The organism is Streptomyces sp. DSM 41931, from assembly GCF_050271085.1.
Taxonomy (GTDB): domain Bacteria; phylum Actinomycetota; class Actinomycetes; order Streptomycetales; family Streptomycetaceae; genus Streptomyces; species Streptomyces albogriseolus.
The window spans coordinates 3202857-3225025 of the sequence record NZ_CP189902.1; the positions used below are offsets into that span (position 1 = coordinate 3202857).

Annotated in this window: 26 protein-coding genes; 8 read left to right on the forward strand and 18 right to left on the reverse strand. The window is 72.9% G+C overall.

Annotated features, from left to right (window positions below):
• Window positions 1–18: 18 nt before the first annotated feature.
• From ACP7TJ_RS14825 to ACP7TJ_RS14850, 6 genes are all read right to left on the reverse strand, one after another.
• A complete protein-coding gene (locus ACP7TJ_RS14825; protein ID WP_093768589.1) occupies window positions 19–984 on the reverse strand; it encodes a YgfZ/GcvT domain-containing protein in 966 nt (321 codons plus the stop codon).
• A gap of 9 nt (window positions 985–993) precedes the next feature.
• Window positions 994–1431 carry a Fur family transcriptional regulator gene (locus ACP7TJ_RS14830; RefSeq protein ID WP_019524010.1) on the reverse strand — a complete coding sequence of 146 codons (438 nt, stop codon included), beginning with the start codon at window positions 1429–1431 and terminating at the stop codon, window positions 994–996.
• Window positions 1432–1501: 70 nt separating this feature from the next.
• Entirely contained in the window at window positions 1502–2077 is a 576-nt protein-coding gene (locus ACP7TJ_RS14835; protein WP_093768588.1) for an FABP family protein, read from the reverse strand.
• A 227-nt stretch (window positions 2078–2304) separates the two neighbouring features.
• On the reverse strand, window positions 2305–3159 hold the full coding sequence (locus ACP7TJ_RS14840; protein WP_427763466.1) for a hypothetical protein: 855 nt from the start codon (window positions 3157–3159) through the stop codon (window positions 2305–2307).
• The gene (locus ACP7TJ_RS14845; protein WP_401542367.1) at window positions 3156–3950 is read right to left on the reverse strand and encodes a hypothetical protein; all 795 of its coding nucleotides are present in this window, start codon (window positions 3948–3950) and stop codon (window positions 3156–3158) included. The genes ACP7TJ_RS14840 and ACP7TJ_RS14845 overlap by 4 nt, the downstream gene beginning before the upstream one ends.
• Window positions 3947–4675, reverse strand: coding sequence for a hypothetical protein (locus tag ACP7TJ_RS14850; RefSeq protein ID WP_376725693.1), 729 nt, complete (start codon window positions 4673–4675; stop codon window positions 3947–3949). The genes ACP7TJ_RS14845 and ACP7TJ_RS14850 overlap by 4 nt, the downstream gene beginning before the upstream one ends.
• Before the next feature lie 98 nt (window positions 4676–4773).
• On the opposite strand from ACP7TJ_RS14850, the gene ACP7TJ_RS14855 reads away from it, so the two are divergent.
• Window positions 4774–5136, forward strand: coding sequence for a DsrE family protein (locus ACP7TJ_RS14855; protein WP_093768583.1), 363 nt, complete (start codon window positions 4774–4776; stop codon window positions 5134–5136).
• Window positions 5137–5141: 5 nt separating this feature from the next.
• Here ACP7TJ_RS14855 and ACP7TJ_RS14860 read toward each other — a convergent pair whose 3' ends face one another.
• The 8 genes from ACP7TJ_RS14860 to ACP7TJ_RS14895 all read right to left on the reverse strand — a co-directional run bounded on the left by ACP7TJ_RS14860 (window position 5142) and on the right by ACP7TJ_RS14895 (window position 10202).
• Window positions 5142–5402, reverse strand: coding sequence for a DUF3099 domain-containing protein (locus tag ACP7TJ_RS14860; protein ID WP_093768582.1), 261 nt, complete (start codon window positions 5400–5402; stop codon window positions 5142–5144).
• 70 nt (window positions 5403–5472) lie between these two features.
• Complete coding sequence (locus tag ACP7TJ_RS14865; RefSeq protein ID WP_004986406.1) at window positions 5473–5760, reverse strand: DUF1416 domain-containing protein; 288 nt, start codon at window positions 5758–5760, stop codon at window positions 5473–5475.
• A gap of 32 nt (window positions 5761–5792) precedes the next feature.
• Window positions 5793–6638 carry a sulfurtransferase gene (locus ACP7TJ_RS14870; protein ID WP_093768581.1) on the reverse strand — a complete coding sequence of 282 codons (846 nt, stop codon included), beginning with the start codon at window positions 6636–6638 and terminating at the stop codon, window positions 5793–5795.
• 127 nt (window positions 6639–6765) lie between these two features.
• Window positions 6766–6873, reverse strand: coding sequence for a putative leader peptide (locus ACP7TJ_RS14875; protein ID WP_350328463.1), 108 nt, complete (start codon window positions 6871–6873; stop codon window positions 6766–6768).
• Between the two features lie 180 nt (window positions 6874–7053).
• Complete coding sequence (locus ACP7TJ_RS14880; RefSeq protein WP_189911394.1) at window positions 7054–7794, reverse strand: LmeA family phospholipid-binding protein; 741 nt, start codon at window positions 7792–7794, stop codon at window positions 7054–7056.
• 162 nt (window positions 7795–7956) lie between these two features.
• Window positions 7957–9018 carry a hypothetical protein gene (locus ACP7TJ_RS14885; RefSeq protein ID WP_093768579.1) on the reverse strand — a complete coding sequence of 354 codons (1062 nt, stop codon included), beginning with the start codon at window positions 9016–9018 and terminating at the stop codon, window positions 7957–7959.
• A 1-nt stretch (window position 9019) separates the two neighbouring features.
• The gene (locus ACP7TJ_RS14890) at window positions 9020–9274 is read right to left on the reverse strand and encodes a MoaD/ThiS family protein (RefSeq protein WP_093768578.1); all 255 of its coding nucleotides are present in this window, start codon (window positions 9272–9274) and stop codon (window positions 9020–9022) included.
• A gap of 40 nt (window positions 9275–9314) precedes the next feature.
• A complete protein-coding gene (locus ACP7TJ_RS14895) occupies window positions 9315–10202 on the reverse strand; it encodes an alpha/beta hydrolase (protein WP_367534672.1) in 888 nt (295 codons plus the stop codon).
• Between the two features lie 245 nt (window positions 10203–10447).
• Here ACP7TJ_RS14895 and ACP7TJ_RS14900 point away from each other — a divergent pair, with 245 nt between their 5' ends.
• From ACP7TJ_RS14900 to ACP7TJ_RS14925, 6 genes are all read left to right on the forward strand, one after another.
• The gene (locus ACP7TJ_RS14900; RefSeq protein WP_093768576.1) at window positions 10448–11227 is read left to right on the forward strand and encodes a response regulator transcription factor; all 780 of its coding nucleotides are present in this window, start codon (window positions 10448–10450) and stop codon (window positions 11225–11227) included.
• A 107-nt stretch (window positions 11228–11334) separates the two neighbouring features.
• Window positions 11335–12357, forward strand: a complete 1023-nt coding sequence (locus ACP7TJ_RS14905; protein WP_093768575.1) for a LacI family DNA-binding transcriptional regulator — start codon at window positions 11335–11337, stop codon at window positions 12355–12357.
• Window positions 12358–12524: 167 nt separating this feature from the next.
• Complete coding sequence (locus ACP7TJ_RS14910; RefSeq protein WP_427763471.1) at window positions 12525–13505, forward strand: S1C family serine protease; 981 nt, start codon at window positions 12525–12527, stop codon at window positions 13503–13505.
• A gap of 99 nt (window positions 13506–13604) precedes the next feature.
• The gene (locus ACP7TJ_RS14915; protein ID WP_093768573.1) at window positions 13605–14339 is read left to right on the forward strand and encodes a response regulator transcription factor; all 735 of its coding nucleotides are present in this window, start codon (window positions 13605–13607) and stop codon (window positions 14337–14339) included.
• On the forward strand, window positions 14336–15805 hold the full coding sequence (locus ACP7TJ_RS14920; RefSeq protein WP_427763474.1) for a HAMP domain-containing sensor histidine kinase: 1470 nt from the start codon (window positions 14336–14338) through the stop codon (window positions 15803–15805). The genes ACP7TJ_RS14915 and ACP7TJ_RS14920 overlap by 4 nt, the downstream gene beginning before the upstream one ends.
• A gap of 13 nt (window positions 15806–15818) precedes the next feature.
• Window positions 15819–16004, forward strand: a complete 186-nt coding sequence (locus ACP7TJ_RS14925; RefSeq protein ID WP_167743531.1) for a DUF1737 domain-containing protein — start codon at window positions 15819–15821, stop codon at window positions 16002–16004.
• Between the two features lie 50 nt (window positions 16005–16054).
• Here the strand turns inward: ACP7TJ_RS14925 and ACP7TJ_RS14930 are convergent, their stop codons facing one another.
• A complete protein-coding gene (locus tag ACP7TJ_RS14930) occupies window positions 16055–17866 on the reverse strand; it encodes a bifunctional metallophosphatase/5'-nucleotidase (protein WP_427763476.1) in 1812 nt (603 codons plus the stop codon).
• Window positions 17867–18037: 171 nt separating this feature from the next.
• Here ACP7TJ_RS14930 and mshD point away from each other — a divergent pair, with 171 nt between their 5' ends.
• Complete coding sequence (gene mshD, locus ACP7TJ_RS14935; RefSeq protein WP_427763478.1) at window positions 18038–18964, forward strand: mycothiol synthase; 927 nt, start codon at window positions 18038–18040, stop codon at window positions 18962–18964.
• Window positions 18965–19024: 60 nt separating this feature from the next.
• Here the strand turns inward: mshD and ACP7TJ_RS14940 are convergent, their stop codons facing one another.
• From ACP7TJ_RS14940 to ACP7TJ_RS14950, 3 genes are read right to left on the reverse strand one after another with little or no spacing between them, the layout of a single operon-like run.
• Window positions 19025–19738 (reverse strand): ABC transporter, encoded by a 714-nt coding sequence (locus ACP7TJ_RS14940; protein WP_380796940.1) that lies wholly within the window; start codon window positions 19736–19738, stop codon window positions 19025–19027.
• On the reverse strand, window positions 19735–21258 hold the full coding sequence (locus ACP7TJ_RS14945) for an ABC transporter permease (protein ID WP_093768568.1): 1524 nt from the start codon (window positions 21256–21258) through the stop codon (window positions 19735–19737). The genes ACP7TJ_RS14940 and ACP7TJ_RS14945 overlap by 4 nt, the downstream gene beginning before the upstream one ends.
• A complete protein-coding gene (locus ACP7TJ_RS14950) occupies window positions 21255–22115 on the reverse strand; it encodes an ABC transporter ATP-binding protein (RefSeq protein WP_093768567.1) in 861 nt (286 codons plus the stop codon). The genes ACP7TJ_RS14945 and ACP7TJ_RS14950 overlap by 4 nt, the downstream gene beginning before the upstream one ends.
• Window positions 22116–22169: the final 54 nt, after the last annotated feature.

The window sequence follows — 22169 nt, forward strand, 5'->3', positions numbered from 1 at the left end:
CCTCGCGGGCCGGGCGGCTCAGGGCTCGACGACCGTCTCCTGTGCGGCGGCCGTGTCGCCTGCGAGCAGCCGGGCGTCCACCGGGACGTTCCGCTTCACCAGGGCGAGGGCGACCGGGCCCAGCTCGTGGTGGCGTACGGAGGTCGTGATGAAGCCGATCTTCCGGCCGTCCGGGCCGTCGTCCGCCAGGCGCAGCTCGGTGCCCGGCACGGGCAGGTGCACCTCGCTGCCGTCCAGGTGCAGGAAGACCAGCCGGCGCGGCGGCTTGCCCAGGTTCTGCACCCGGGCGACCGTCTCCTGGCCGCGGTAGCAGCCCTTCTGCAGATGCACGGCGGAGCCGATCCAGCCCAGCTCGTGCGGGATGGTGCGGTGGTCCGTCTCGAAGCCGAGCCGCGGGCGGTGCTGCTCGACGCGCAGCGCCTCGTAGGCGAGGAGCCCGGCGGCGGGGCCCGTCTTCCGCGCGTACTCCTCCAGGTCGCCGCGGGGCAGGAACAGGTCCCTGCCGTACGGCGTCTCGCGCACCGCCACGCCCTCGGGCACCTCGGCGATGGACCCGGCGGGCAGGTGCACCACCGCGATGTCCGCGGTGCGGTCGGCGACCTCGACCCGGTAGAAGAACTTCATCGACTCCAGGTACGCAACCAGCGCCTCCTGGGTGCCGGGCTCGACGTGCGCCCAGGTCGTCTCCCCGTCGTCGACCAGGTAGAGCGCGTGCTCGATGTGGCCGTTGGCGGACAGGATCAGCGCCTCGGTGGCCTGGTGCGGCGGCAGCTCCTGGACGTGCTGGGTGAGCAGCAGGTGGAGCCAGCCGAGCCGCTCGGGGCCGGAGACGGTGACGACCCCGCGGTGGGACAGGTCGACGAAGCCGGTGCCGTCGGCGAGGGCGCGCTGCTCACGGAACAGGTCGCCGTAATGGGCGGCCACGCCTTCGTCCACGCCCTCGGCGGGGACGGCGCCGGGCAGGGTCAGCAGGGGGCTTTTCATACGCCTAGCCTACGACTCGGTAGTTGAAGTCTTCAGGGAACAGTCCTGGCACCGGCCGAAGATCGCGAAGTGCTTCATGTCGGTGTCGAACCCGAAGGTGTCCCGCAGCTTCTCCGTGAACTCGGCGGCCACCTCCACGTCCGCCTCGATCACCTTGGTGCAGTCACGGCAGACCAGGTGCAGGTGGTGGTGGCGGTCGGCGAGGTGGTAGGTCGGCGCGCCGTGCCCGAGGTGGGCGTGGCTGACCAGGCCCAGCTCCTCCAGCAGCTCCAGCGTGCGGTACACGGTGGAGATGTTGACCCCCGACGCCGTCTTCCTCACTTCCACGAGGATGTCGTCGGGGGTCGCGTGCTCCAGGGTGTCGACGGCTTCGAGCACGAGCTGGCGCTGGGGCGTCAGCCGGTACCCGCGCTGCCTGAGGTCGCTCTTCCAGTCGGTGCTCACCACACCACGAGTCTAGGGCCTGGCCCCCGGAACGCTCCGGGGCCGGACGGCCCTGCCCCGGACGCCGGCGTGCCTACTTGAAGAACGCGATGCCGTCGTCCGGCATGTCGTCGGGCAGGGCCTTGGCCCAGCGCTCGACATCCTCCGGGGTGACGACCTTCTTCAGGTGCGCCGACATGTAGGGGCGCAGCTCGACCTCGGGGGTCTGCTTCTCGCCGACCCACATCAGGTCGCTCTTGACGTAGCCGTACAGCCGCTTGCCGCCGGAGTACGGGCCGGAGGCGGCGGTGCGCGCCACGGCGTCCGTCACCAGGTCGATCTGCGGCTTCTTGTCGGCCATCTCGCCGTACCAGATCTCGACGACGCCGTCGTGGCGGACCATGGTCACCTCGACCTTGCGGTCGGCGTCGATGCGCCAGTAGCCGTGCTCCGACTCCAGCGGGCGGACCTTGTTGCCGTCGCCGTCGAGCACCCAGGTGCGCGAGGTGTACTCCAGGAAGTCCCGCCCGTCGTGGGTGAAGGTGACCTCCTGGCCGAAGTTGCACTTCTCGGCGCCGGGGAAGTCGTGCACACCCGCACCTGCCCAGTTGCCGAGCAGGAACGCGAGCGGGACGAGGTCCTTGTGCAGGTCGGACGGGATCTCGATCATGAGGGGTACTTCCTGGTTCGCGGTCAGCGCTGGCCCTGGAACAGCTTCTTCACGGTCAGTCCGGCGAAGGCGAGGACGCCGACGCAGACCAGGACCAGCAGGGCTGAGAAGAAGATCTCCACGGGGTGCTCCTTGAGCGGGGGTGCGAGGGTGTGCACAGGGCCGGCCCCCAGCTTACGCGGCCGGATACGGCACCCGTCGTGCGAGGTGCCGCACCCCCGCGCGGCTCAGCCCAGCAGCTGGCTCTGCAGCACGACCGTCTGCCGGAACGGCACCGCGTGCGCGGTCCCCTTCCGGGACTGCAGCACGACGGCGAGCACGTCGCCGGAGACGAGGTACGCCTGCCGGTCGTGCTCGGCGCCGCGCGGCTCGGCCTCGTCGTACACGGTGCGCTGCACGCCGGCGACCGTGGCAGCCTCCGGGAACGTCTCGTCGCCGACCACGTTCTCCGTCCCGGTCACCCGGTGGGCGGGGCCGCTGTACGGGAACAGCACGCCGTGGAACCGGTCGTCCGCCACGGCCGCGGTGTCGAACCGCAGCAGGTAGATCCGGGTGCGGGTGCCGTCCTCGGTGGTCCAGCCGCGCGCGGCGATGTGCCGCAGGCCCCAGTCGACGAGGCGCTGCCGGAACTCGTCCCGGTCCTCCTTCTCCGCGATCTCCTTCAGGAAGACGTCCGCAGGCAGCCACCCCTGCCCGCCGCGCAGCGCCCTGTTCTCCTTCGCGCCCTTCGGCGCGGGCAGCAGGAGGGCGCGCAGATCGGCGTGGTGGGTGCCGGCCGGGTTGGACTCGGCCTGCGGACCGGGGCTGCCGGAGGGCAGCGGCGGCTTCGTCAGCGGCGGGTAGTCCCAGCGCCCGTCGGACTCCGTCGCCAGGCCGGGCACGTCCGTGCGTTCCATGCGCGTGATCCCGTACGCCGTGCCGGCTGCGGCCACGGCGAACACGACGACGGCGGCGGACCAGCGCAGGGCGGCGCGGAGCCCTCGGCGGTCCTTGCGCAACGCGGGCGGCGCGGCCGGTTCGGCGGGGACCTCCGGCGGCTCGGCCGGCGGGTCCGCGACGGGGGTCTGCTGCTGCTCGGTCATACGGCCTTCCCCGGTTCCTCGATGCGGTCGAGCTGCTCGCGGACCAGGGCGGCGACGCTCTTGGCGTCGATCGGCGCCACGGCGCGCGCGGTAACGGTGACCAGGACGTCACCGACGTGGGCGGTGCAGAACATGGCCTCGATGTCCCGGTCGTCGTCCTTGGGCGGCAGGAAACACGCCGCGTCCTTGTGGCCCTCGATCCTCGGCCCCTTCCGCAGGACGTCCAGGGCCTCGAGGAACTCGGCCTGAGACCGTGCGAGACCGCGCACGGCGGACCGGTTGTCCATCTGCGAGAGCACGACGCTCGCCGTGTAGACGTCGTTCTGGTAGAGGCTCGCCGCCCCGCTGACGTAGCTGCGCATCGCCATGCCGGTGATGCGGCGCCGGTCGATCTCCTTCTCCAGCCGCTTGCGCTGGGAACGCGGCAGACCCTGCAGCGCCTCCTTCTGCAGTGCGGTCGCGCGGGCGCCGCTGAGCTGCGCGTCCGCGCCGAACTCGCCGATGTCGGGCCCCCGCATCCGGCCGTCCTCCCCGTACGGGAGGAGCAGCGAGGCGAGGCCCTGCGGCGCGGGCGGCTCCCCGTCCGCGGGAATGGTCCTGGGCAGCCGCCACGACGGCGCTCCGGGGTCCCGGTCGGCGTTCGCCACGGTCACGGCGGTGATGCCCGTACCGGCGGCGACGGCGCCGGTCAGCAGGACGCCCACGGCCACGAAAACGGCTCGGCGGCGCCGTGACACGGCAGGGCGGTCCGGCTGCTGCGGCCGGCCGGATTCGTCGAGGGTCTCGCTCACAACCGCTCCATCTGCCGCTCGGCCACGTCCATGATCCTCTTCTTGGGGACGGGCTCGCGCCCCGTCACCCACACGCTCATCGCGATGTCCCCGCGCCAGGCGTGCGCCTCGGCGCTGTACTCGGGTGCGAAGCCGGGTTCGATCCCGGGTTCGGTCATGACGTAGGCCCGGCCGTTACCGGTGCCGGGTATCGCCCAGCTGTCGTTCGGCCGCACCTCCGCCCAGCGCTGGGCGTCGTCGGCGGCGTCCGTGGCCGCCGTGTACTCCTCCTGACGAAACTGGGTGAGACGGATCACCACGGTGTATCCGTCGTCCTCCCAGACCGTCATGACCGACCGCCGGAACTCGTCCATGACGAGATCGCCGAACGCCTCGCCGGGCTGTGTCCAGGTCTCGGCGAGGGCGGCGATGTCCAGCCAGCGGACGCCCTCCCTCAGCCACTCCGTGTGCTTCGCACCACGCGGTTTCTTCAACAGCAGCTCACGCAGGTCGCCGTCGGTCCTCACCCGCCGGTCCTGCGAAGCGGGCAGAGGCGCCGGCCCTTCACCCCGGGCCTGTGCGAGCACCGGCTGCGACAGCGGCGGCAGCGGGGTGGGCTCACGTCCGGCCTGGACGAGATAGCCGGTGCAGGTCCCGGCGACCAGGCCCAGCACCAGGGCGGTCCCGATCAGCGCGGTGGTCCGCCCCCTGCGCCGCCGGCCGGCTTCTTCCTCGGTTCGTTCCAAGACGTCCCCCACAAAGAGTGAACGCGCGTTCGGTCCGCGCGCACAGGAGACTCACAGCCGGTGACCGGAGTTGCGGCGATCATGATTACGATTCGGTCATGGCGAAGAAGCTCGTGATCAAGGTGACCGCCGGGGCCGACGCACCCGAGCGCTGTTCTCAGGCGTTCACGGTGGCCGCCGTGGCCGCGGCCAGTGGGGTCGAGGTGTCGCTGTGGCTCACCGGGGAGTCGGCGTGGTTCGCGCTGCCGGGGCGGGCCGCCGGGTTCGAGCTGCCGCACGCCGCTCCGCTGCCGGACCTGCTGGACTCGGTGCTGGCGGCCGGGCAGGTCACGCTGTGCACGCAGTGCGCGGCGCGCCGGGACATCACGGAGAAGGACGTGATCGAGGGCGTGCGGATCGCGGGCGCGCAGGTCTTCGTGCAGGAGGCCATGGCGGACGGCGCCCAGGCCCTCGTGTACTGACGGGCCTACCGGGGCCCCTTCCTGCCGTCCAGCTCGTCCCACCACTCGTCGGACTGCGGGTCGCCGGAGGGGGCGTCCCACCAGCGGTCGTCGGGTCCGCGCCGGTTGGCGACCACCGCGGCGACCGGCGGGATCACCATGGCGACCAGGCACATCGCCACGGCGGCGGGCACCGACCAGAGGCGTACGACGCCCCAGGCCAGGACGAACAGCCCGATGCAGCCGCCCATCAGCACGAAGTAGGCGTGGCGCCTGCGCGCGTACATGTCTCCAGCGTAGGTCCGGGCATGCCGAAGGGCCGCGTCCAGAAGGACGCGGCCCTTCGTACGGGCCTGCTCAGACCGCGATCGCGACCTCGGCCAGGCCGCCCTGCTGGGCGACGACCGTGCGGTCGGCGGTGCCGCCGGGCACCAGGGCGCGGACGGTCCAGGTGCCCTCCGCCGCGTAGAAGCGGAACTGTCCGGTCGCGGAGGTGGGGACCTCCGCGGTGAACTCGCCGGTCGAGTCGAGGAGACGGACGTATCCCGTCACCGGCTCTCCGTCACGGGTCACCTGACCCTGGATGGTGGTCTCACCGGGCTTGATCGTCGAGGCGTCCGGGCCGCCGGCCTTCGCACCGCACATGTCTTACTCCTGAGAGGTCGGTCGGGGTGGGATTACTTGCCGGAGCCGAGCTCGATCGGCACGCCGACGAGGGAGCCGTACTCGGTCCAGGAGCCGTCGTAGTTCTTGACGTTCTCCACGCCGAGCAGCTCGTGCAGCACGAACCAGGTCAGCGCGGAGCGCTCACCGATGCGGCAGTAGGCGATGGTGTCCTTGGCCAGGTCGACGTCCTCGCCGGCGTAGAGCTCCTTGAGCTCCTCGTCGGACTTGAAGGTGCCGTCGTCGTTGGCGTTCTTCGACCACGGGATGTTCTTGGCGCTCGGCACGTGGCCGGGGCGCTGCGACTGCTCCTGCGGCAGGTGGGCCGGGGCGAGCAGCTTGCCGGAGAACTCGTCGGGCGACCGCACGTCGACCAGGTTCTGCGCGCCGATGGCCTTCACGACGTCGTCGCGGAAGGCGCGGATGGACGTGTCCTGCGGCTTGGCCTTGTAGTCCGTCTTCGGGCGCTCCGGCACCTCGTCGCCGGCGACCAGCTCGCGCGCGTCGAGCTCCCACTTCTTGCGGCCGCCGTCGAGGAGCTTGACGTTCTCGTGGCCGTACAGCTTGAAGTACCAGTACGCGTACGAGGCGAACCAGTTGTTGTTGCCGCCGTAGAGGACGACCGTGTGGTCGTTGGCGATGCCCTTGTCGGACAGGAGCTTCTCGAAGCCGGCCTGGTCGACGAAGTCACGGCGGACCGGGTCCTGAAGGTCCTGCGTCCAGTCGATCCGGATGGCGTTCTTGATGTGGTTCTTGTCGTAGGCGGACGTGTCCTCGTCCACCTCGACGATCGCGATGGTCGGGTCGTCCAGGTGTTCCTGGAGCCAATCGGCGTCGACCAGGACGTCGCTGCGAGCCATGCTGTTCTCCTCCGGGGCAGTTGCGGGGGGCGTGCGGGTATGAGGGTGCGCACGCGCCCAGGCCGGGGCGGCGCACGGGTTCCCTCGGCGGGAACGGAGCGGGAATGCGGACGGAAGACGCGTCCGCTCAGAAGGTGCGACAGAGCATGGCGGCGACACGGCACAGGTCCACTGCCCGCCGCTTCGTGAGATCCGCCTGTCCCCTCGGACGGAGGACGCTCGTCTGACACTGCATGGGGACGATCGTAGGGACGGACGAGGGGCCCTGTCACCGGCGTGTCGCATACTGAGACGAGATCGTCCAGCACTCGATACGACGAGCGGGAAAACCGCCCGCCCGAGCGTCCCGAGCCTCCATCGCCCGGCCGCTCCATCTGTCCAGCGGACGTCCCCGTCTCGCCCACCGGACACCCGCCTACCCGGCCAGACGTACGTCCTTCCCCGTCACCGTCACGTCCACGCCGTCCGCGGCCGCCTGGACCTTCTCCAGGCTGATCCCGCCGGGCAGTCCGTCGATCCTCTGCTCGAAGTCGGTGATCCGCCGCACCCGCGACTCGGCGATCTCCACCCCGCCCAGCACCGGCAGCGCGTCCGCCCGCACCCGCACGGTGTTCCCGTCGACGACGGTCACCGAGCTGAGCACGGACACCGGCTCGGGCAGCCTGGTGCCGAGCACGGTGGTCTCCAGTGCGACCTTGATCTTCCCGTTGCCCCCGTCGGACAGCGCCACCACCTCGGCGGTGATGCCGGGCGCCACCTGCGTGGGCTCGGCCTCGGAGGCCCTCAGCAGCTCGTCATAGGCGATGGTCGCCGTGCCGGTGGCGCTGTCGGCGACGGCGGAGCCGAAGTCGCCGGCGAACTCGACGCCGCGCAGGTCGGCCCGGAGGTCGGCGATGCGGAGGGTCCTGCCTCCCTCGCCGGCGCCGGCCTCGTAGTCCGAGATGCCGACCCGCACCTCGTCGAACGAGCCGCCGAGCACCTGGGTGAGGAAGGGGAAGCCCTGGATGTCCACGTCGGGGGTGGAGGCCAGGCCCTCCGAGGCGCGGACGCGGTCGGCGGCCTCGCCCTCGGCGAAGTGGACGGCGACACGGTCGACGATGACGAAGATGCCGCCGAGTACCACGGCGATGACGAGCAGTATTCGCAGTGCGCGCATGCGGAGTCCCCCACCTGTGGTGTGCCCGACGACCGACGGCCGCCCTCACGCGAGCGTAGTGCGGGTGCGGTGGGGGAGCCGGGGATTGTGGATCACCTGTGACAGGGACGCCTCAGGCGACACCGGGCACCGGCGGAGGGCGCCGGACCTCAGCCGAGGACCTCAGCCGAAGACGCGGCCCAGCGCGTAGACGACCGGGCCCGCGGCCGCCAAGGGCAGCGCGACTCCGGCCGTGAAGTGGACGAAGCGGGACGGGTAGTCGTAACTGGCCGCCCTGTGGCCGATCAGCGCGCAGACCGCCGCCCCGGCCCCCATCAGCGCCCCGTCCGACGCCATCCCGCCGACGGCGTACCCCGCTCCGGCCGCCGCCGCCAGCGCGACCACCACCGACACCGCCGTCGCCACCGGCAGAGCCCGCGCGACCGTCGCCGCCGCCACCGCGACCGCCCCCACGACCACCGCGTCCGCGTCCGCCGCGAGATATCCGCCCGCCGCGATCGCCAGCGCCGCCGCGACCACCGTCGCCATCAGGCCGTAGATCCGCTCGTCGGGATCCGCGTGCGAGCGCAGCTGCAGCGCCAGCGACAGCAGCACCCACACGCCCAGCGCCCCCAGGATCACCCCGGGCGACCGGTCCGCGGCCAGCATCGCCGCGTCCGCGACCAGCGCCCCCAGGAACCCGAGCGCGATGCCCTGCCGCGCCGGCCACATCCCGTTGAGCCGGAACCACCCCGCCGCGGTCACGCCCTGCAGCACCACCAGCGGCACGAGCAGCGCGTACGTGCCCAGCGCGGCGCCGCCGGCCAGCAGAAGGCCCAGCACCGCCGTCAGCAGCGCGGGCTGCATCCCGGGCTCGATGACCGGCGACCGCCCCTCGGCACGGGCCCGCTGCGCGTCGGTGACGCGCGTGTTCCCGGCGAGGGTGGCGGGGCCGTACTCCGGCTCCGGTTCCGCGCCGGCGGCAGGAGCCGGCTCCGGGACCCGCACGGGAGCCACGTCCTGGGGCGGCAGGTACGACGTCTCCTCGGCGGCCGCCACCGGCGGCTGCATCTGCGTCTCCCACGTCTGCCCCTGCCACTGCTGCGTGTGCTGCTGATCCGCGTACGGATCGTCGTACCGCTGCCCGGGCCACGCCTGCGGCTGTGACTGCGGCTGCTGGTACGGCGTGAGCGGCGGCTCCTGCGCCCCGTACCCGTAACCCCCGCCGTACGGCTGGTTCGTCATCTCACCCTCCTGCGAACGGCGGAAGCACCTCGACCGTGCCGCCGTCGGCCAGCCGTACCGTCTCATGCGCGCGCTTGCCCACGGGATCACCGTCGACGAGGTACGAACACCTCAGCAGCACGCGAGCGAGCTCGCCGGGATGCCGCTCGCGCACGGCGGCGAGCGCGTCGGCGAGCGTGCCCGCCTCGTACGGCTCCTCGGCCACCCCCGCCGCGGCCTTGGCGGCGGCCCAGTACCGCACCGTGACCTTTGCCATCTGCTGGTTCCTCGATCGGTTGACGGTGAACACGGTCAGGCTAGCCCGCCCGGGCGACCGCCCAGTCCCCGATCCGCCGCAACAGCGGTTCGGGCGCCGCGTTCTCGGCGTGCCCCATGCCGTGCTCGACCCACAGCTCCCCGTGCTCCCCGGCGGCGTCCGCCAGCATCCGGGGATGGTCGAGCGGGAAGTAGGCGTCCTGGTCCCCGTGCACGACCAGCAGCGGCGTCGGCGCGATGCGGGGCACGGCCTCGACGGGGGACAGCGGCACGGGGTCCCACCGGCGGTGGTGGATGCGGGTGCGCAGCCCGTACCGCCCGACCAGCCGTCCGGCGGGCCGGGTCACCAGCCAGTGCAGCCGCCGCATGGGCGCGGTCCCGCGGTAGAACCACCGCGCCGGCGCGCTCACCGAGACGACGGCGTCCACGCCGCCCGCGTCCAGCGCCGCGTGCCGCAGCACGACCGACCCGCCCATGGAGAACCCCACGGTGACCACCCGCGTGTGGCCGAGCTCCCGCGCCCACGCGACCGCCGCGGCCAGGTCGAGCACCTCCCGGTCGCCCACGGTGGACCGTCCGCCGGACCGCCCGTGCCCCCGGAAGGAGAAGGTGACGACGGCGCCGTACCGCGCGAACGCCTGGGCGACGCGCCGCACATGGGGGCGGTCGACGTCCCCGGTGAACCCGTGCGCGATCACGAGAACGAGCCCGCGGGAAACACCGGGTATCCCCATTCCGGAACCGTTTCCCGCACCCTCGCCCGACGGGTCGTATACAACGCCACCCGGTTCGTATACGGAGTCGATCGCCACCCCGTCCGCCGTGCGCAAGAACGTCCGCATGGGCGCGCCGTCCCGTGTCACATTCCGCGTCTCGGAATATGGACGAAGGGTGGATCGCGCCACATGACCTGCCGCATCGGTGCCCATGTCGGCTATTCTGCTGCGAAGAGGACTCGGGCAGTGAAGCCCCCGGGTCCTTTTGTGCTTTCGGAAGCGTTGTATACGAAGGCGGGAAACCGCCGGGTGTACGGGCCGTCGATCGCACGCAGCAATGCCGTAAACGTCCTCGCAGGGACCGAGGAGGAACCAGACGTTATGGGCGAGCTAACCGTGCACGAACGCAGGACGGCCGCGTTCCGGGCGGCCACCATCCGAGCAGGTGAGGCGACCCGATGAGTTCCCTCCTGCTCCTGACCAACGCCCTCCAGCCGTCGACGGAGGTGCTCCCCGCCCTCGGTCTGCTCCTGCACAACGTCCGGGTGGCGCCCGCGGAGGGCCCGGCGCTGGTGGACACCCCCGGCGCCGACGTGATCCTCGTCGACGGCCGCCGCGATCTCCCGCAGGTCCGCAGCCTGTGCCAGCTGCTGCGCTCCACCGGCCCCGGCTGCCCGCTCGTCCTGGTCGTGACCGAGGGCGGCCTCGCCGCGGTCACCGCGGACTGGGGCATCGACGACGTGCTGCTGGACACCGCGGGACCCGCGGAGGTCGAGGCGCGGCTGCGGCTGGCGATGGGCCGCCAGCAGATCGTCAACGACGACTCCCCGATGGAGATCCGCAACGGCGACCTCTCCGTGGACGAGGCGACGTACTCGGCGAAGCTGAAGGGCCGGGTCCTGGACCTGACCTTCAAGGAGTTCGAGCTGCTCAAGTACCTCGCGCAGCACCCCGGCCGGGTGTTCACCCGTGCCCAGCTGCTCCAGGAGGTCTGGGGCTACGACTACTTCGGCGGCACCCGAACGGTCGACGTGCACGTCCGCCGTCTGCGCGCCAAGCTCGGCCCGGAGCACGAGTCGCTGATCGGCACCGTGCGGAACGTCGGTTATCGATTCGTTACGCCGGAGAAGGTGGAGCGCGCGGCCGAGGAGGCGAAGGCGAAGGGCGTCCGGCAAAAGGCGGCGGAAGCGGACGAGACGGCCGCGCAGGCGGCCGACGGCGCCCGGGCGAAGGCCTGAGGGTCGCACGCATGAGCGTCGCGTTCGCGCAGACGAGCCGTTCTCCCGCTGTTCATCCCCTCCGGCACGCCCTGCCCGGAGGGGATATATCCGCGTAGACTCCGCGCGTGGCCAAGGTAACCAGGGATGACGTGGCGCGACTGGCGGGAACGTCGACCGCGGTCGTCAGCTATGTCATCAACAACGGACCCCGGCCGGTCGCCCCGGCCACGCGCGAGCGGGTGCTCGCAGCGATCAAGGAGCTGGGGTACCGGCCCGACCGCGTCGCCCAGGCGATGGCGTCCCGGCGCACGGATCTCATAGGTCTGATCGTGCCGGACGCCCGCCAGCCGTTCTTCGGCGAGATGGCGCACGCGGTGGAACAGGCCGCGTCCGAGCGCGGGAAGATGGTGCTGGTCGGGAACTCCGACTACATCGGCGAGCGCGAGGTCCACTATCTGCGCGCCTTCCTCGGCATGCGGGTCTCGGGCCTGATCCTGGTCAGCCACGCGCTGAACGACCTCGCCGCGGCGGAGATCGAGGCGTGGGACGCCCGGGTGGTGCTGCTGCACGAGCGGCCGGAGGCGATCGACGACGTCGCCGTCGTCACCGACGACCTCGGCGGCGCGCAGCTCGCCGTGCGGCATCTGCTGGAGCACGGCTACGAGTACGTCGCCTGTGTCGGCGGCACGGCGGAGACCCCCGCCGTCGGCGACCCGGTCTCCGACCACGTCGAAGGCTGGCGGCGTGCGATGGACGAGGCCGGCATACCCACCGAGGGCCGCCTCTTCGAGGCCCCGTACAACCGCTACGACGCCTACCGGGTCGCGCTGGACATCCTGTCGGGGCCCAGGCGGCCGCCCGCGATCTTCTGCTCCACCGACGACCAGGCCATCGGTGTGCTGCGCGCCGCGCGTGAGCTGCGCATCGACGTGCCGGGCGAGCTGGCGGTCACCGGGTTCGACGACATCAAGGAGGCGGCGCTCGCCGACCCGCCGCTGACCACGGTCGCCTCCGACCGCCCGGCGATGGCCCGCGCGGCGGTCGACCTGGTCCTGGACGACGGCCTCCGCGTCAACGGCTCCCGCCGGGAGCGGCTGAAGGTCTTCCCGTCCCGGCTGGTCCTGCGCCAGTCCTGCGGCTGCGCGTAGCCGCCGTTGCGCCCGGTGCGGGTCGTCCGTGGCTGAGCGCGCAGTGCCCCGCGTCCCTGAGGGGCGTGCCACCCAAGGCGCGTCCTTATATCGGGCATACACACTTCTGCCGGGCTTCTCAGCCATCCCTCAGAAAGCTCTCATCGTCGGGCGGGACGCTCAACTGCATGAGCGAGAACTCCCGCCCGAGTGGCGTCCCCGAGTACGGTCCGCACCAGGTGAACCCCGAGTGGCCGCCCCCGCCGGCCCACGCTCCGGCCGCCCCGGCGCACCGGCGGCAGCGCGGCCCCGCCAAGCTGCTCGTCGCCGTGGCGATCGTCGCCGCCGCCGTCGGCGGTACCACCGCCTACGGGGTGCAGGAGCTGACCGGCGGCACCTCCGCCGGCGTCACCGCGTCCTCCGCCGCCGGGACCGACGTGGTGCCGGCGTCCCTGAAGGGCACGGTCGCCGGGGTCGCCAAGGCGGTCAGCCCGAGCATCGTGGAGATCAAGGCGGCCTCGTCGTCCGGTTCGGCCACCGGGTCCGGTGTGATCGTCACCGAGGACGGCGAGGTCGTCACCAACAACCACGTGGTGGCCGGCGCCTCGCAGATCCAGGTGCGGACGAACGACGGCAAGAGCTACAGCGCGCGGGTCGTCGGGACCGACAGCGGCAAGGACCTGGCGCTGATCAAGCTGGAGGACGCCTCCGGTCTGAAGGCCGCCACCCTCGGCGACTCCGACGGCGTGCGGGTCGGTGACCAGGTCGTCGCGATCGGCTCGCCCGAGGGCCTCACCGGCACGGTGACCAGCGGCATCGTCTCCGCCCTCGACCGGGACGTCACGGTGTCCACGGACGAGAGCCAGGGGCAACAGCAGCAGCGCGGCGGCGGCTGGCCGTTCGAGTTCGGCGGGCAGGAGTTCAACGGCGACACCGGCGGCTCCACGACCACGTACAAGGCCATCCAGACCGACGCCTCGCTGAACCCGGGCAACTCCGGCGGCGCGCTGATCGACATGAACGGCGACATCATCGGCATCAACTCCGCGATGTACGCGCCGAGCGGCGCGGAGTCGTCCACGGCGGGCAGCGTGGGCCTCGGCTTCGCCATCCCGGTGAACACGCTCAAGGCGGATCTGCCGGACCTGCGGGCCGGTGCGGGCGGCTGACGCACGGGCCGGGAAACGTGCGAGGCTGAAGATCCGACAGCCCCTCCCCTCCCCCGCCGCGCCCCCCGCGCGGCGCGCAGACGAAGGACCCGCCAGCCGATGAGCCCCGCAGACGGCGACCGTGCCCCGCAGCGCATCCTGATCGTCGACGACGAGCCGGCGGTGCGCGAAGCACTCCGGCGCAGCCTGGCCTTCGAGGGATACGACACCGAGGAGGCCGTCGACGGCGTGGACGCCCTGGAGAAGACGGCGGCCCGCCACCCCGACCTCCTCGTCCTCGACATCCAGATGCCCCGGATGGACGGTCTGACCGCCGCCCGCCGTATCCGCGCCACCGGCGACACCACGCCGATCCTGATGCTGACGGCCCGGGACACCGTGGGCGACCGGGTGACCGGTCTGGACGCCGGGGCGGACGACTACCTGGTGAAGCCGTTCGAGCTGGACGAGCTGTTCGCCCGGATCAGGGCGCTGCTGCGGCGCAGCTCGTACGCGGCGGCGGTGGCCGCGTCCGCCGGGACCGACGACGTCCTCACCTTCGCCGACCTGACCATGAACCTGGCCACGCGGGAGGTGGCCCGCGCCGGACGCCCGGTGGAGCTGACCCGCACGGAGTTCACGCTGCTGGAGATGTTCATGGCGCACCCGCGCCAGGTGCTCACCCGCGAGCAGATCCTCAAGGCGGTCTGGGGCTTCGACTTCGAGCCGTCGTCCAACTCGCTGGACGTGTACGTCATGTACCTGCGCCGCAAGACCGAGGCGGGCGGCGAGCCGCGCCTGGTGCACACGGTGCGGGGGGTGGGGTACGTGCTGCGGCAGGGCGGCGCGGAGTGACCGGACCGGTGCGCCGATTCCGCGCCCTGCCGATCCGGGCGCGGCTGTCGCTGCTGGTCGCCGCGGCCGTGGCGTTCGCGGTGGCCGCGGTGTCGGTGACCTGCTGGTTCATCGTGCAGGGCAAGCTGTACGAGCAGGTCGACGAGGATCTGAAGAAGGCGACCGTGCTGCAGGGCCCGCAGCGGGTGGACGAGATCCGCAGCGCCCTCACCGACTGCACGGACACCCCCCGCGACAGCGGCGCGGGCGGCTTCCAGTACACGTACTCGCAGGTGGTCAAGGACGACGGCACGGTCTGCCTGTTCCCCAGCTCGGTGGGGAGCGTGAAGGTCACCGGGCCGGACCGCAGGGTGATCGAGAACGCGGGCAGCGGGTCCCGCGGCATCTTCCGCGACGGCACCGACCAGGACGGCGACGCCGTCCGGGTGCTGACCCTGCCGCTGGTCATCAACGACCCCTCCACGCTGACCAGCACCCATGCGGCCGTCATCGTGGCGGTCCCGCTGGAGGGCACCCTGTCCACCCTGAACGACCTGGCGCTGATCCTGCTGCTGGTCTCCGGCGTCGGGGTGCTCGGCTCGGCCGCCGCGGGTCTCGCCGTGGCCCGCACCGGACTGCGCCCGGTCGACCGGCTCACCGAGGCCGTGGAGCATGTGGCCCGCACCGAGGACCTGGGCGTCCGCATCCCGGTGGAGGAGGAGTCGGAGGACGAGATCGCGCGCCTGTCGCGCTCCTTCAACTCCATGACGTCCGCGCTCGCCAGCTCCCGCGACCTCCAGCAGCAGCTCATCGCGGACGCCGGGCACGAACTGCGCACGCCGCTCACCTCGCTGCGCACCAACATCGAGCTGCTGACCCGCAGCGAGGACACCGGGCGGCCCCTCCCGCCGGCCGACCGCAAGGCGCTGCTCGACTCGGTGAAGGCGCAGATGACGGAGCTGGCCGCGCTGATCGGGGATCTCCAGGAGCTGTCCCGCCCCGACCCGGATCAGCAGACGGGCCGCGTGGAGATCGTCGCCTGGCAGGACGTGGTGGAGGCGGCCCTGCGCCGGGCCCGGCTGCGCGGCCCGGAACTGACCGTCACGGCCGACCTGCGTCCCTGGTACGTGCGGGCCGAACCGGCGGCGCTGGAGCGGGCGGTGGTCAACGTGCTGGACAACGCGGTGAAGTTCAGCCCGCCGGGCGGCACGGTCGAGGTGCGGCTCGCCGACGGCGTGCTCACCGTGCGGGACCACGGCCCCGGCATCGCGGCCGACGAACTCCCGCACGTCTTCGACCGGTTCTGGCGCTCCCCCGGCGCCCGCGCCCTGCCCGGCTCCGGTCTCGGGCTGTCCATCGTGGCGCGCACGGTGCAGCAGGCGGGCGGCACGGTCGCGCTCACCCCGGCCGAGGGCGGCGGCACCACCGCCACCATCCGCCTCCCGGGCGCCCCGACCCCTCCGCCGGAGGTTCCCGGCGCCCCGTGACACGCTGGGAGGCATGGCGAATCCCCCGGACGGGCTGCCCGTCTACCGCGTACTGACCGGGCCCGACGACTCCGCCTTCTGCCGGCGGGTCAGCGAGGCGCTGGACCTGGGATACCGGCTGCACGAGGGGCCGTCCGTGACGTTCGACGGGGAACGGGTGATCGTCGCGCAGGCGGTCGTGTGGGACGTCGAGGGCTGAAACACCAAGGAGGGCCGGTGCACGGCACCGGCCCTCCTTCGTCGTGCGGGTTACTTCACGATCGTGATGCGGTCCGCCGCCGGCGGGGCCAGCGGGGAGCCGGCCGAGGAGTGGGCGGTCAGGTACTGCTCCAGGGCCGCCAGGTCGTCGTCGCCGACCAGGTCGTCGGCGCCCTGGCCGAGCGTGGTGAAGCCGTCGCCGCCGCCCGCGAGGAAGCTGTTCGTCGCGACGCGGTAGCTCGCCGACGGGTCGATCGGCTCGCCGTTCAGGCGGACGGAGTCCGTGACGACCCGGTCGGCGCCGGACTTGGTCAGGTCCAGCGTCCAGGTCAGCCCGTCGGACACCTGGAGGATCTTCGGGGCCGCCTCGTTGGAGCCGCTGACCTGCTCCTTGAGCGCCTGGATCAGCTGCGCGCCGGTGAAGGTCTGCAGGTTGACCGTGTTGGCGAAGGGCTGGACCGTGAAGGCCTCCGCGAAGGTGACCACACCGTCGCCCTCACCGCCGCTCGCCGCGTAGGTCAGGGAGGCGCGGATGCCGCCCGGGTTCATCAGGGCGAGGTCGGTCTCCGGGTCCAGCGTGCGGGCGTACGCCAGTTGCGCGTCGGCGATCAGGTCGCCCAGCGGGGACTCGGTGCCGTCCTTGACGATGTCGCCGGAGATGTAGCCGATCGGGCGGCCGCCGATCGGGGCGGCGAGGGTGTTCCACTTGTCGATCAGGCGGGTGATGTCGGGCGCCTTGCGGACGTCCCGGGACACCACGTGGTTCGCGGACTTCACGGCCGTACGGGCGATGTCGCCGGTCCAGCGGTCGTAGGTCAGCGTGGTGTCGGTGTAGAGGCGGCCGAAGGACGCGGCGGAGGTGACCGTGCGGGGGTTGCCCGCCGGGTCCGGGATGGTACAGACGTACGCGTTGTGGGTGTGGCCGGTGACCAGCGCGTCCACGTCGGGCGAGACGTTCTCGGCGATGTCCGCGATGGGGCCGGAGATGCCGTCGCCGGCGCCCGGGGCGTCGCAGTCGTAGTTGTAGCTCTGCGAGGCCGGGAAGCCGCCCTCGTGGATCAGCGCCACGATGGACTTCACGCCCTGGCGGCGCAGCTCCTCGGCGTACTTGTTGATCGTCTCGACCTCGTCCTTGAAGACGAGGCCCTTGACGCCCTCGGCGGACACGATGTTCGGGGTGCCCTCGAGGGTCACGCCGATGAAGCCGACCTTGACGTCCTTCTTCTCCCACACCCAGTACGGCTCGAGGAGCGGCTTCTCGGTCTTCTCGTCCAGGACGTTGGCCGCCAGGTACGGGAAGTCGGCGCCCTGGAACTCCTTGGCGGTGTAGCAGCCGTCCGTCGGGTGGCAGCCGCCGTTCTGCAGGCGGGACAGCTCCGCGGCGCCCTCGTCGAACTCGTGGTTGCCGACGGAGGTGACGTCCAGTTCGAGCTTGTTCAGCGCCTCGATGGTGGGCTCGTCGTGGAACAGGCCCGAGAGCAGCGGGGAGGCGCCGACCATGTCGCCGCCGGCCGCGGTGATGGAGTACGCATGGCCCTTGCGGGCCTGGCGCAGATGCGTCGCCAGGTAGGCGGCGCCGCCCGCGTCGACGGTCTTCGTCGTGCCGTCCGGCTGGAGTTCGGTGACCCGGCCGGAGGAACCGGTGGGCGGCTCCAGGTTGCCGTGCAGGTCGTTGAAGGACAGCAGCTGCACGTCCTGGTAACGGCCCGGCAGGCGGCCCTCGCCGTGCTGCTCGCCCGCGCTCGCCGACCCGGGCAGGGCCGCGGCGGCCAGCGCACCGACGGTGAGGGCACCGGCGGCGGTCGCGAAGAGACGGTTCGTACGGCGTCTGCGGCGCGGGTGCGCCGGGGATGAGGCTGGCATACGCCCCCCTGTCGGTGCGAGTGGGTACCGGCGCAGCCTAGAGTCAACGCGCGTAGCGCGACAGGGGCTTCCGGGTTACAGCCTGGTTTATCTTTCGCCGCCGCTGCCGCCGCGGTCCGTGCGCGGCACGCTGCCGCCCCCTTGTCGCGCCGTCCCCTTACCCTCGTACGCATGACCAGCGACGCGTTCTCCCGGCCCGGCCGCCCCCGTTCGCTCCAGACGTACACCGCGCTCGACCAGGCGCAGGTCGACGCGGTCCTCGCGCTGCTCGACGAGGCGGCGCGCTCCGACGGCCGGCAGGCCGTGTCCGAGCAGGGCCGGCTGCAACTGCGCGGCGGCGAGCGGGAGGGCGTCTCGCATCTGCTGCTGACCGTCGACGAAGAGCTCGTCGGGTACGCCCAGTTGGAGGACACCGACCCGGTGGAGCCGCCCGCCGCCGAGCTGGTGGTGCACCCCTCGTACCGCGGGCAGGGGCACGGGCGTGCGCTCGGCACGGCGCTGCTCGCCGCGTCGGGCAAGCGGCTGCGGGTGTGGGCGCACGGCGGGCACTCCGCCGCCCGGCACCTGGCCCAGGTGCTCGGGCTGACGCTGTTCCGCGAACTACGGCAGATGCGACGCCCGTTGGCGGACCTGGACCTGCCCGACCCGGCGCTGCCGGAGGGCGTCACCGTGCGCACCTTCGCGCCGGGCCGGGACGACGCGGCCTGGCTCGCGCTGAACGCCGCCGCGTTCGCCCACCACCCCGAACAGGGCTCCCTCACCCAGCGGGACCTCGACGACCGCAAGGCCGAGCCGTGGTTCGACCCCGCGGGCTTCTTCCTGGCGGAGCGCGACGGACGGCTGGTCGGCTTCCACTGGACCAAGGTGCACGCCGAGGAGGGCCTCGGCGAGGTGTACGTCCTCGGCGTCGCCCCCGACGCCCAGGGCGGCGGACTCGGCGGGTCGCTGACGACGATCGGCCTCAGGCACCTGGCGAACCAGGGCCTGCCCACCGCGATGCTGTACGTCGACGCCGACAACAAGGCGGCGGTGTCCGTCTACGAGCGGCTGGGCTTCGTCACCCATGAGACGGACCTGATGTACCGGACGGAGACCTGAGCGGGTGGGAACTCGTCCTCAAACGCCGGACGGGCTGGAATCGCCGGACCGTCAGGTCGTTCAGTTCCGCGTCTCCCGGGAGGTGGCACCAGCTCTTCGAAGCGTCCGCCTGCGGGCCGGTTCCGTGCAGCACACCGCGGCCGCCAGGAGCGCCGCGCACAGCAGCAGCCGCCAGTGTCCGTGGCCGTCCGCCCAGCGCGGGTCGCCGGGCACGGTGAACAGCGCCCAGTCGGCGGGGGTCAGCAACGGCGCCAGGACGCCCGTCACGAGCAGGGACGCGGCAACGCCCTGACCCGGCCGGTCGGCGCCCAGGCGGCGCACCGCGAAGGCCGCGCCGGCCAGGGCGAGCGCGAGGGCCGTCGCCGCCTCCACGGTGACGTCCCCGGCCGGGGGGCGCGCCTCCTCCGGGACCAGCAGCACGGCCGCCGTCCACCACGCGGCGGCGGGCGGAAGCACGAGCGCGCACCGCAGCGCGTGCCGCAGGACGCGGCGCACGGGCACGGCGGCGGTGGTCTGCCGGGCCGGGTCGTCCAGCAGGAACGCGGCGCCCAGCGCGCAGCACAGGGCGGCGGCCCGCAGGGCGTTCACCCCGGCCCACGGGGTGACCTCGCCGCCGGACAGCCGGGGCACCGCGGCCGCCAGCAGCCCGAGCGCCCCGCCCGCGGCCAGCGCCCGCCAGGGCACGGTGCGGGCGACGGGGCGGACCAGCGTGAGAAGGGCGCCCCGCCGGGCCTCGCGCACCGGGGTGTCCCCGGCCGCCCGGATTCCGGTCACCGGCACTCGTTCTCCCCCTCCGGCTTCTCCAGGCCCAGCACCTGCGCCACGCGGTCCGTCGTCACCTTCGGGGCGGTCAGCTCGGCCCAGCCGGCCTTGACCTTCGCGGCGGCCCTGTCGCGGGGCAGCTCCAGCAGTTCGCGCAGCAGTTCCGTCTGAGCGGAGGTCATCCGCAAGGGCTCCGTCCGCGAGACGACGATCGCCGAGCCGGTGTCGCTGTCGTCGATCCGCACCCGGCGCAGGTCCGCGACCGGGTCGGGCCGGCCGGCGAGGGCCAGCCACATCACGGTGACCGTCCGGCCGTCGCACAGCTCGCCCGCCGTGGCCTCGGACCCGGTGACCAGCACACCGGCCACCGCCACCGCGAACTCGGGCACCCGGTTGCCGCCCCAGGCCGTCCCGACGGTCACCTCGCCGGGGCGGGTGAGCGGGGCCAGCGTCGCGTCGGCCTCCAGGCCGTAGCGCGCCTCGACCCGCTGCCGTACGACCAGCGGGCGGTGCCGCGCGTCGCCCCCGGCCAGGGCGCGCACGTCGTCGACGGCCGCCGCCCAGGCGCCGGTGCGCGGCTCCCACTCGGGGAAAGCGCAGTACGTCGTGGCGTCCCGTTCGACGCAGGTGTGGAGCTTCTCGGGAGTGACCGAGGCTTGTACGCGCGCCTCGGTGACGGTCTCCGGCACGCCCCGGGACTGGCCCACCGCGCCGACCAGGGTGAGCGCCACGGCCCCGGCGGCCGCGGCCCGCGCGGTGCGCAGCCGGGCGCCGCCGGACAGCAGCACCGCCGCCGCCATCAGGGTCAGCGCGAACCCGCCCAGGTACAGGGCGTGCCACGCGGCGGGGCGGCCGATCAGGTCGGAGGGCAGGGTGACGACGCTGTACTCGCCGACGGACGGCATCAGCCACCGCGTCCAGCCGTCGGGGGTGAAGCCGGTGAGGAACGTGGCGAGGAAGAGCAGCAGGACGATCAGCAGCGGCGCCGCGAAGGGCGCGGTGACCAGCAGGGCCAGCAGCACCCCGAACCCGCCCAGGAGCAGCACGGACAGCGGGCCCACGAGGAGTTCGGCCGGCGAGCCGTGCCCGACCGCGCCCGGCTTGAGCGCCTCCCAGGCGAACTGCCCGCCCACGCACACCGCGGTCACCAGGGCCGCCGCCCCGACGGACAGCAGGTGCGCGACCGTGCGCCCCCACCGCGGGAGCACCAGCACGGCGAGGTGCCGTTCGGTGTCGTGGCGCCGGGAGCGCAGTACGGCCTGGTTGACGCTCAGCAGCACCGCCAGGCCGACCAGCAGCGGCCCGTCCTGGGTGGCGCGGTCGGCGTCCTGCAGCGCGGGGAAGCCGTCGAAGGAGACACGGGTGCGCCACACGGTCCACGCGACGTACACCGTGAAGGCCACGAGCACCGGCACCCGGGTGAGGAGCTTGCGCGTCTCGAAGCGGGCGAGGGCGGACACGGCCGCCCAGGAGGCGCCGGGCGGGGACGTCACGGGGGCCGGGGCCGGCGCCGTGGTGGTGGCCGTGGTCATGCGGTCACCTCCGCGGCCGCGCCGTCCAGGGTGAGCAGGTAGCCGTCCTCGAGGGTGGGTTCGAGGAGGTCGGCGCCGGGGGGCGGGTCCCCCACGTTGCGGAAGGTGCCGAGTCCGGTGCGCCAGCCGGCCAGGGCGCCGGGGTCGCGGCCCTCGCTGCTCCACACGCGTCCCGCGGCCCGTGCGGTCAGCTCGGCGGGGGTGCCGTCGAAGCGGACGGTGCCGCCCGCGAGAACGACGACCCGGTGGCAGAGCATCGCCACGTCCTCGGTCTGGTGGGTGGACAGCAGCACGGTCCGGCCCTCGCCGGCGGTCGCGATCAACTCGCGGAACCGCATGCGCTGTTCAGGGTCGAGGCCGACGGTGGGCTCGTCGAGGACGAGGAACGCCGGGTCGCCGGCCAGCGCCGCCGCCAGCGCCACCCGCTGCCGCATGCCGCCGGACAGCTTGCGGATCCGCTTGCCGCGCACGTCGCCCAGGCCGACCTCGTCGAGCACCCGCCGCACCTCGCGGTGGCGGGCGGCGCGGTCGGTCAGCTCCTTGAGGATCGCCACGTAGTCGACGAACTCGAAGGCGGTGAAGTCCGGGTGGAAGCCGGGTGTCTGGGGCAGATAGCCGAGCCGGCGGCGCACCTCCTGCCGGCCGCGCGCGGTGCCGGGGTCGTGGCCGAGCACGGTGAACGCGCCCCGGTCGGCCGGCACGGCGGTGGCGAGGACCCGCAGCAGCGTGGTCTTGCCCGCGCCGTTGGGGCCGAGCAGCCCGGTGACGCCCGGGGACAGCCGCAGCGACACGTCGTCCAGGGCGCGGGTCGCGCCGTAGCGGAGGCTCAGCCCGGAGGCCGAGACGGTGGGGGACATGGGGAACTCCCGTGGCAGGTTGCGGGGGCCGGGGCGGTGGTGCGCCCCGGCCGG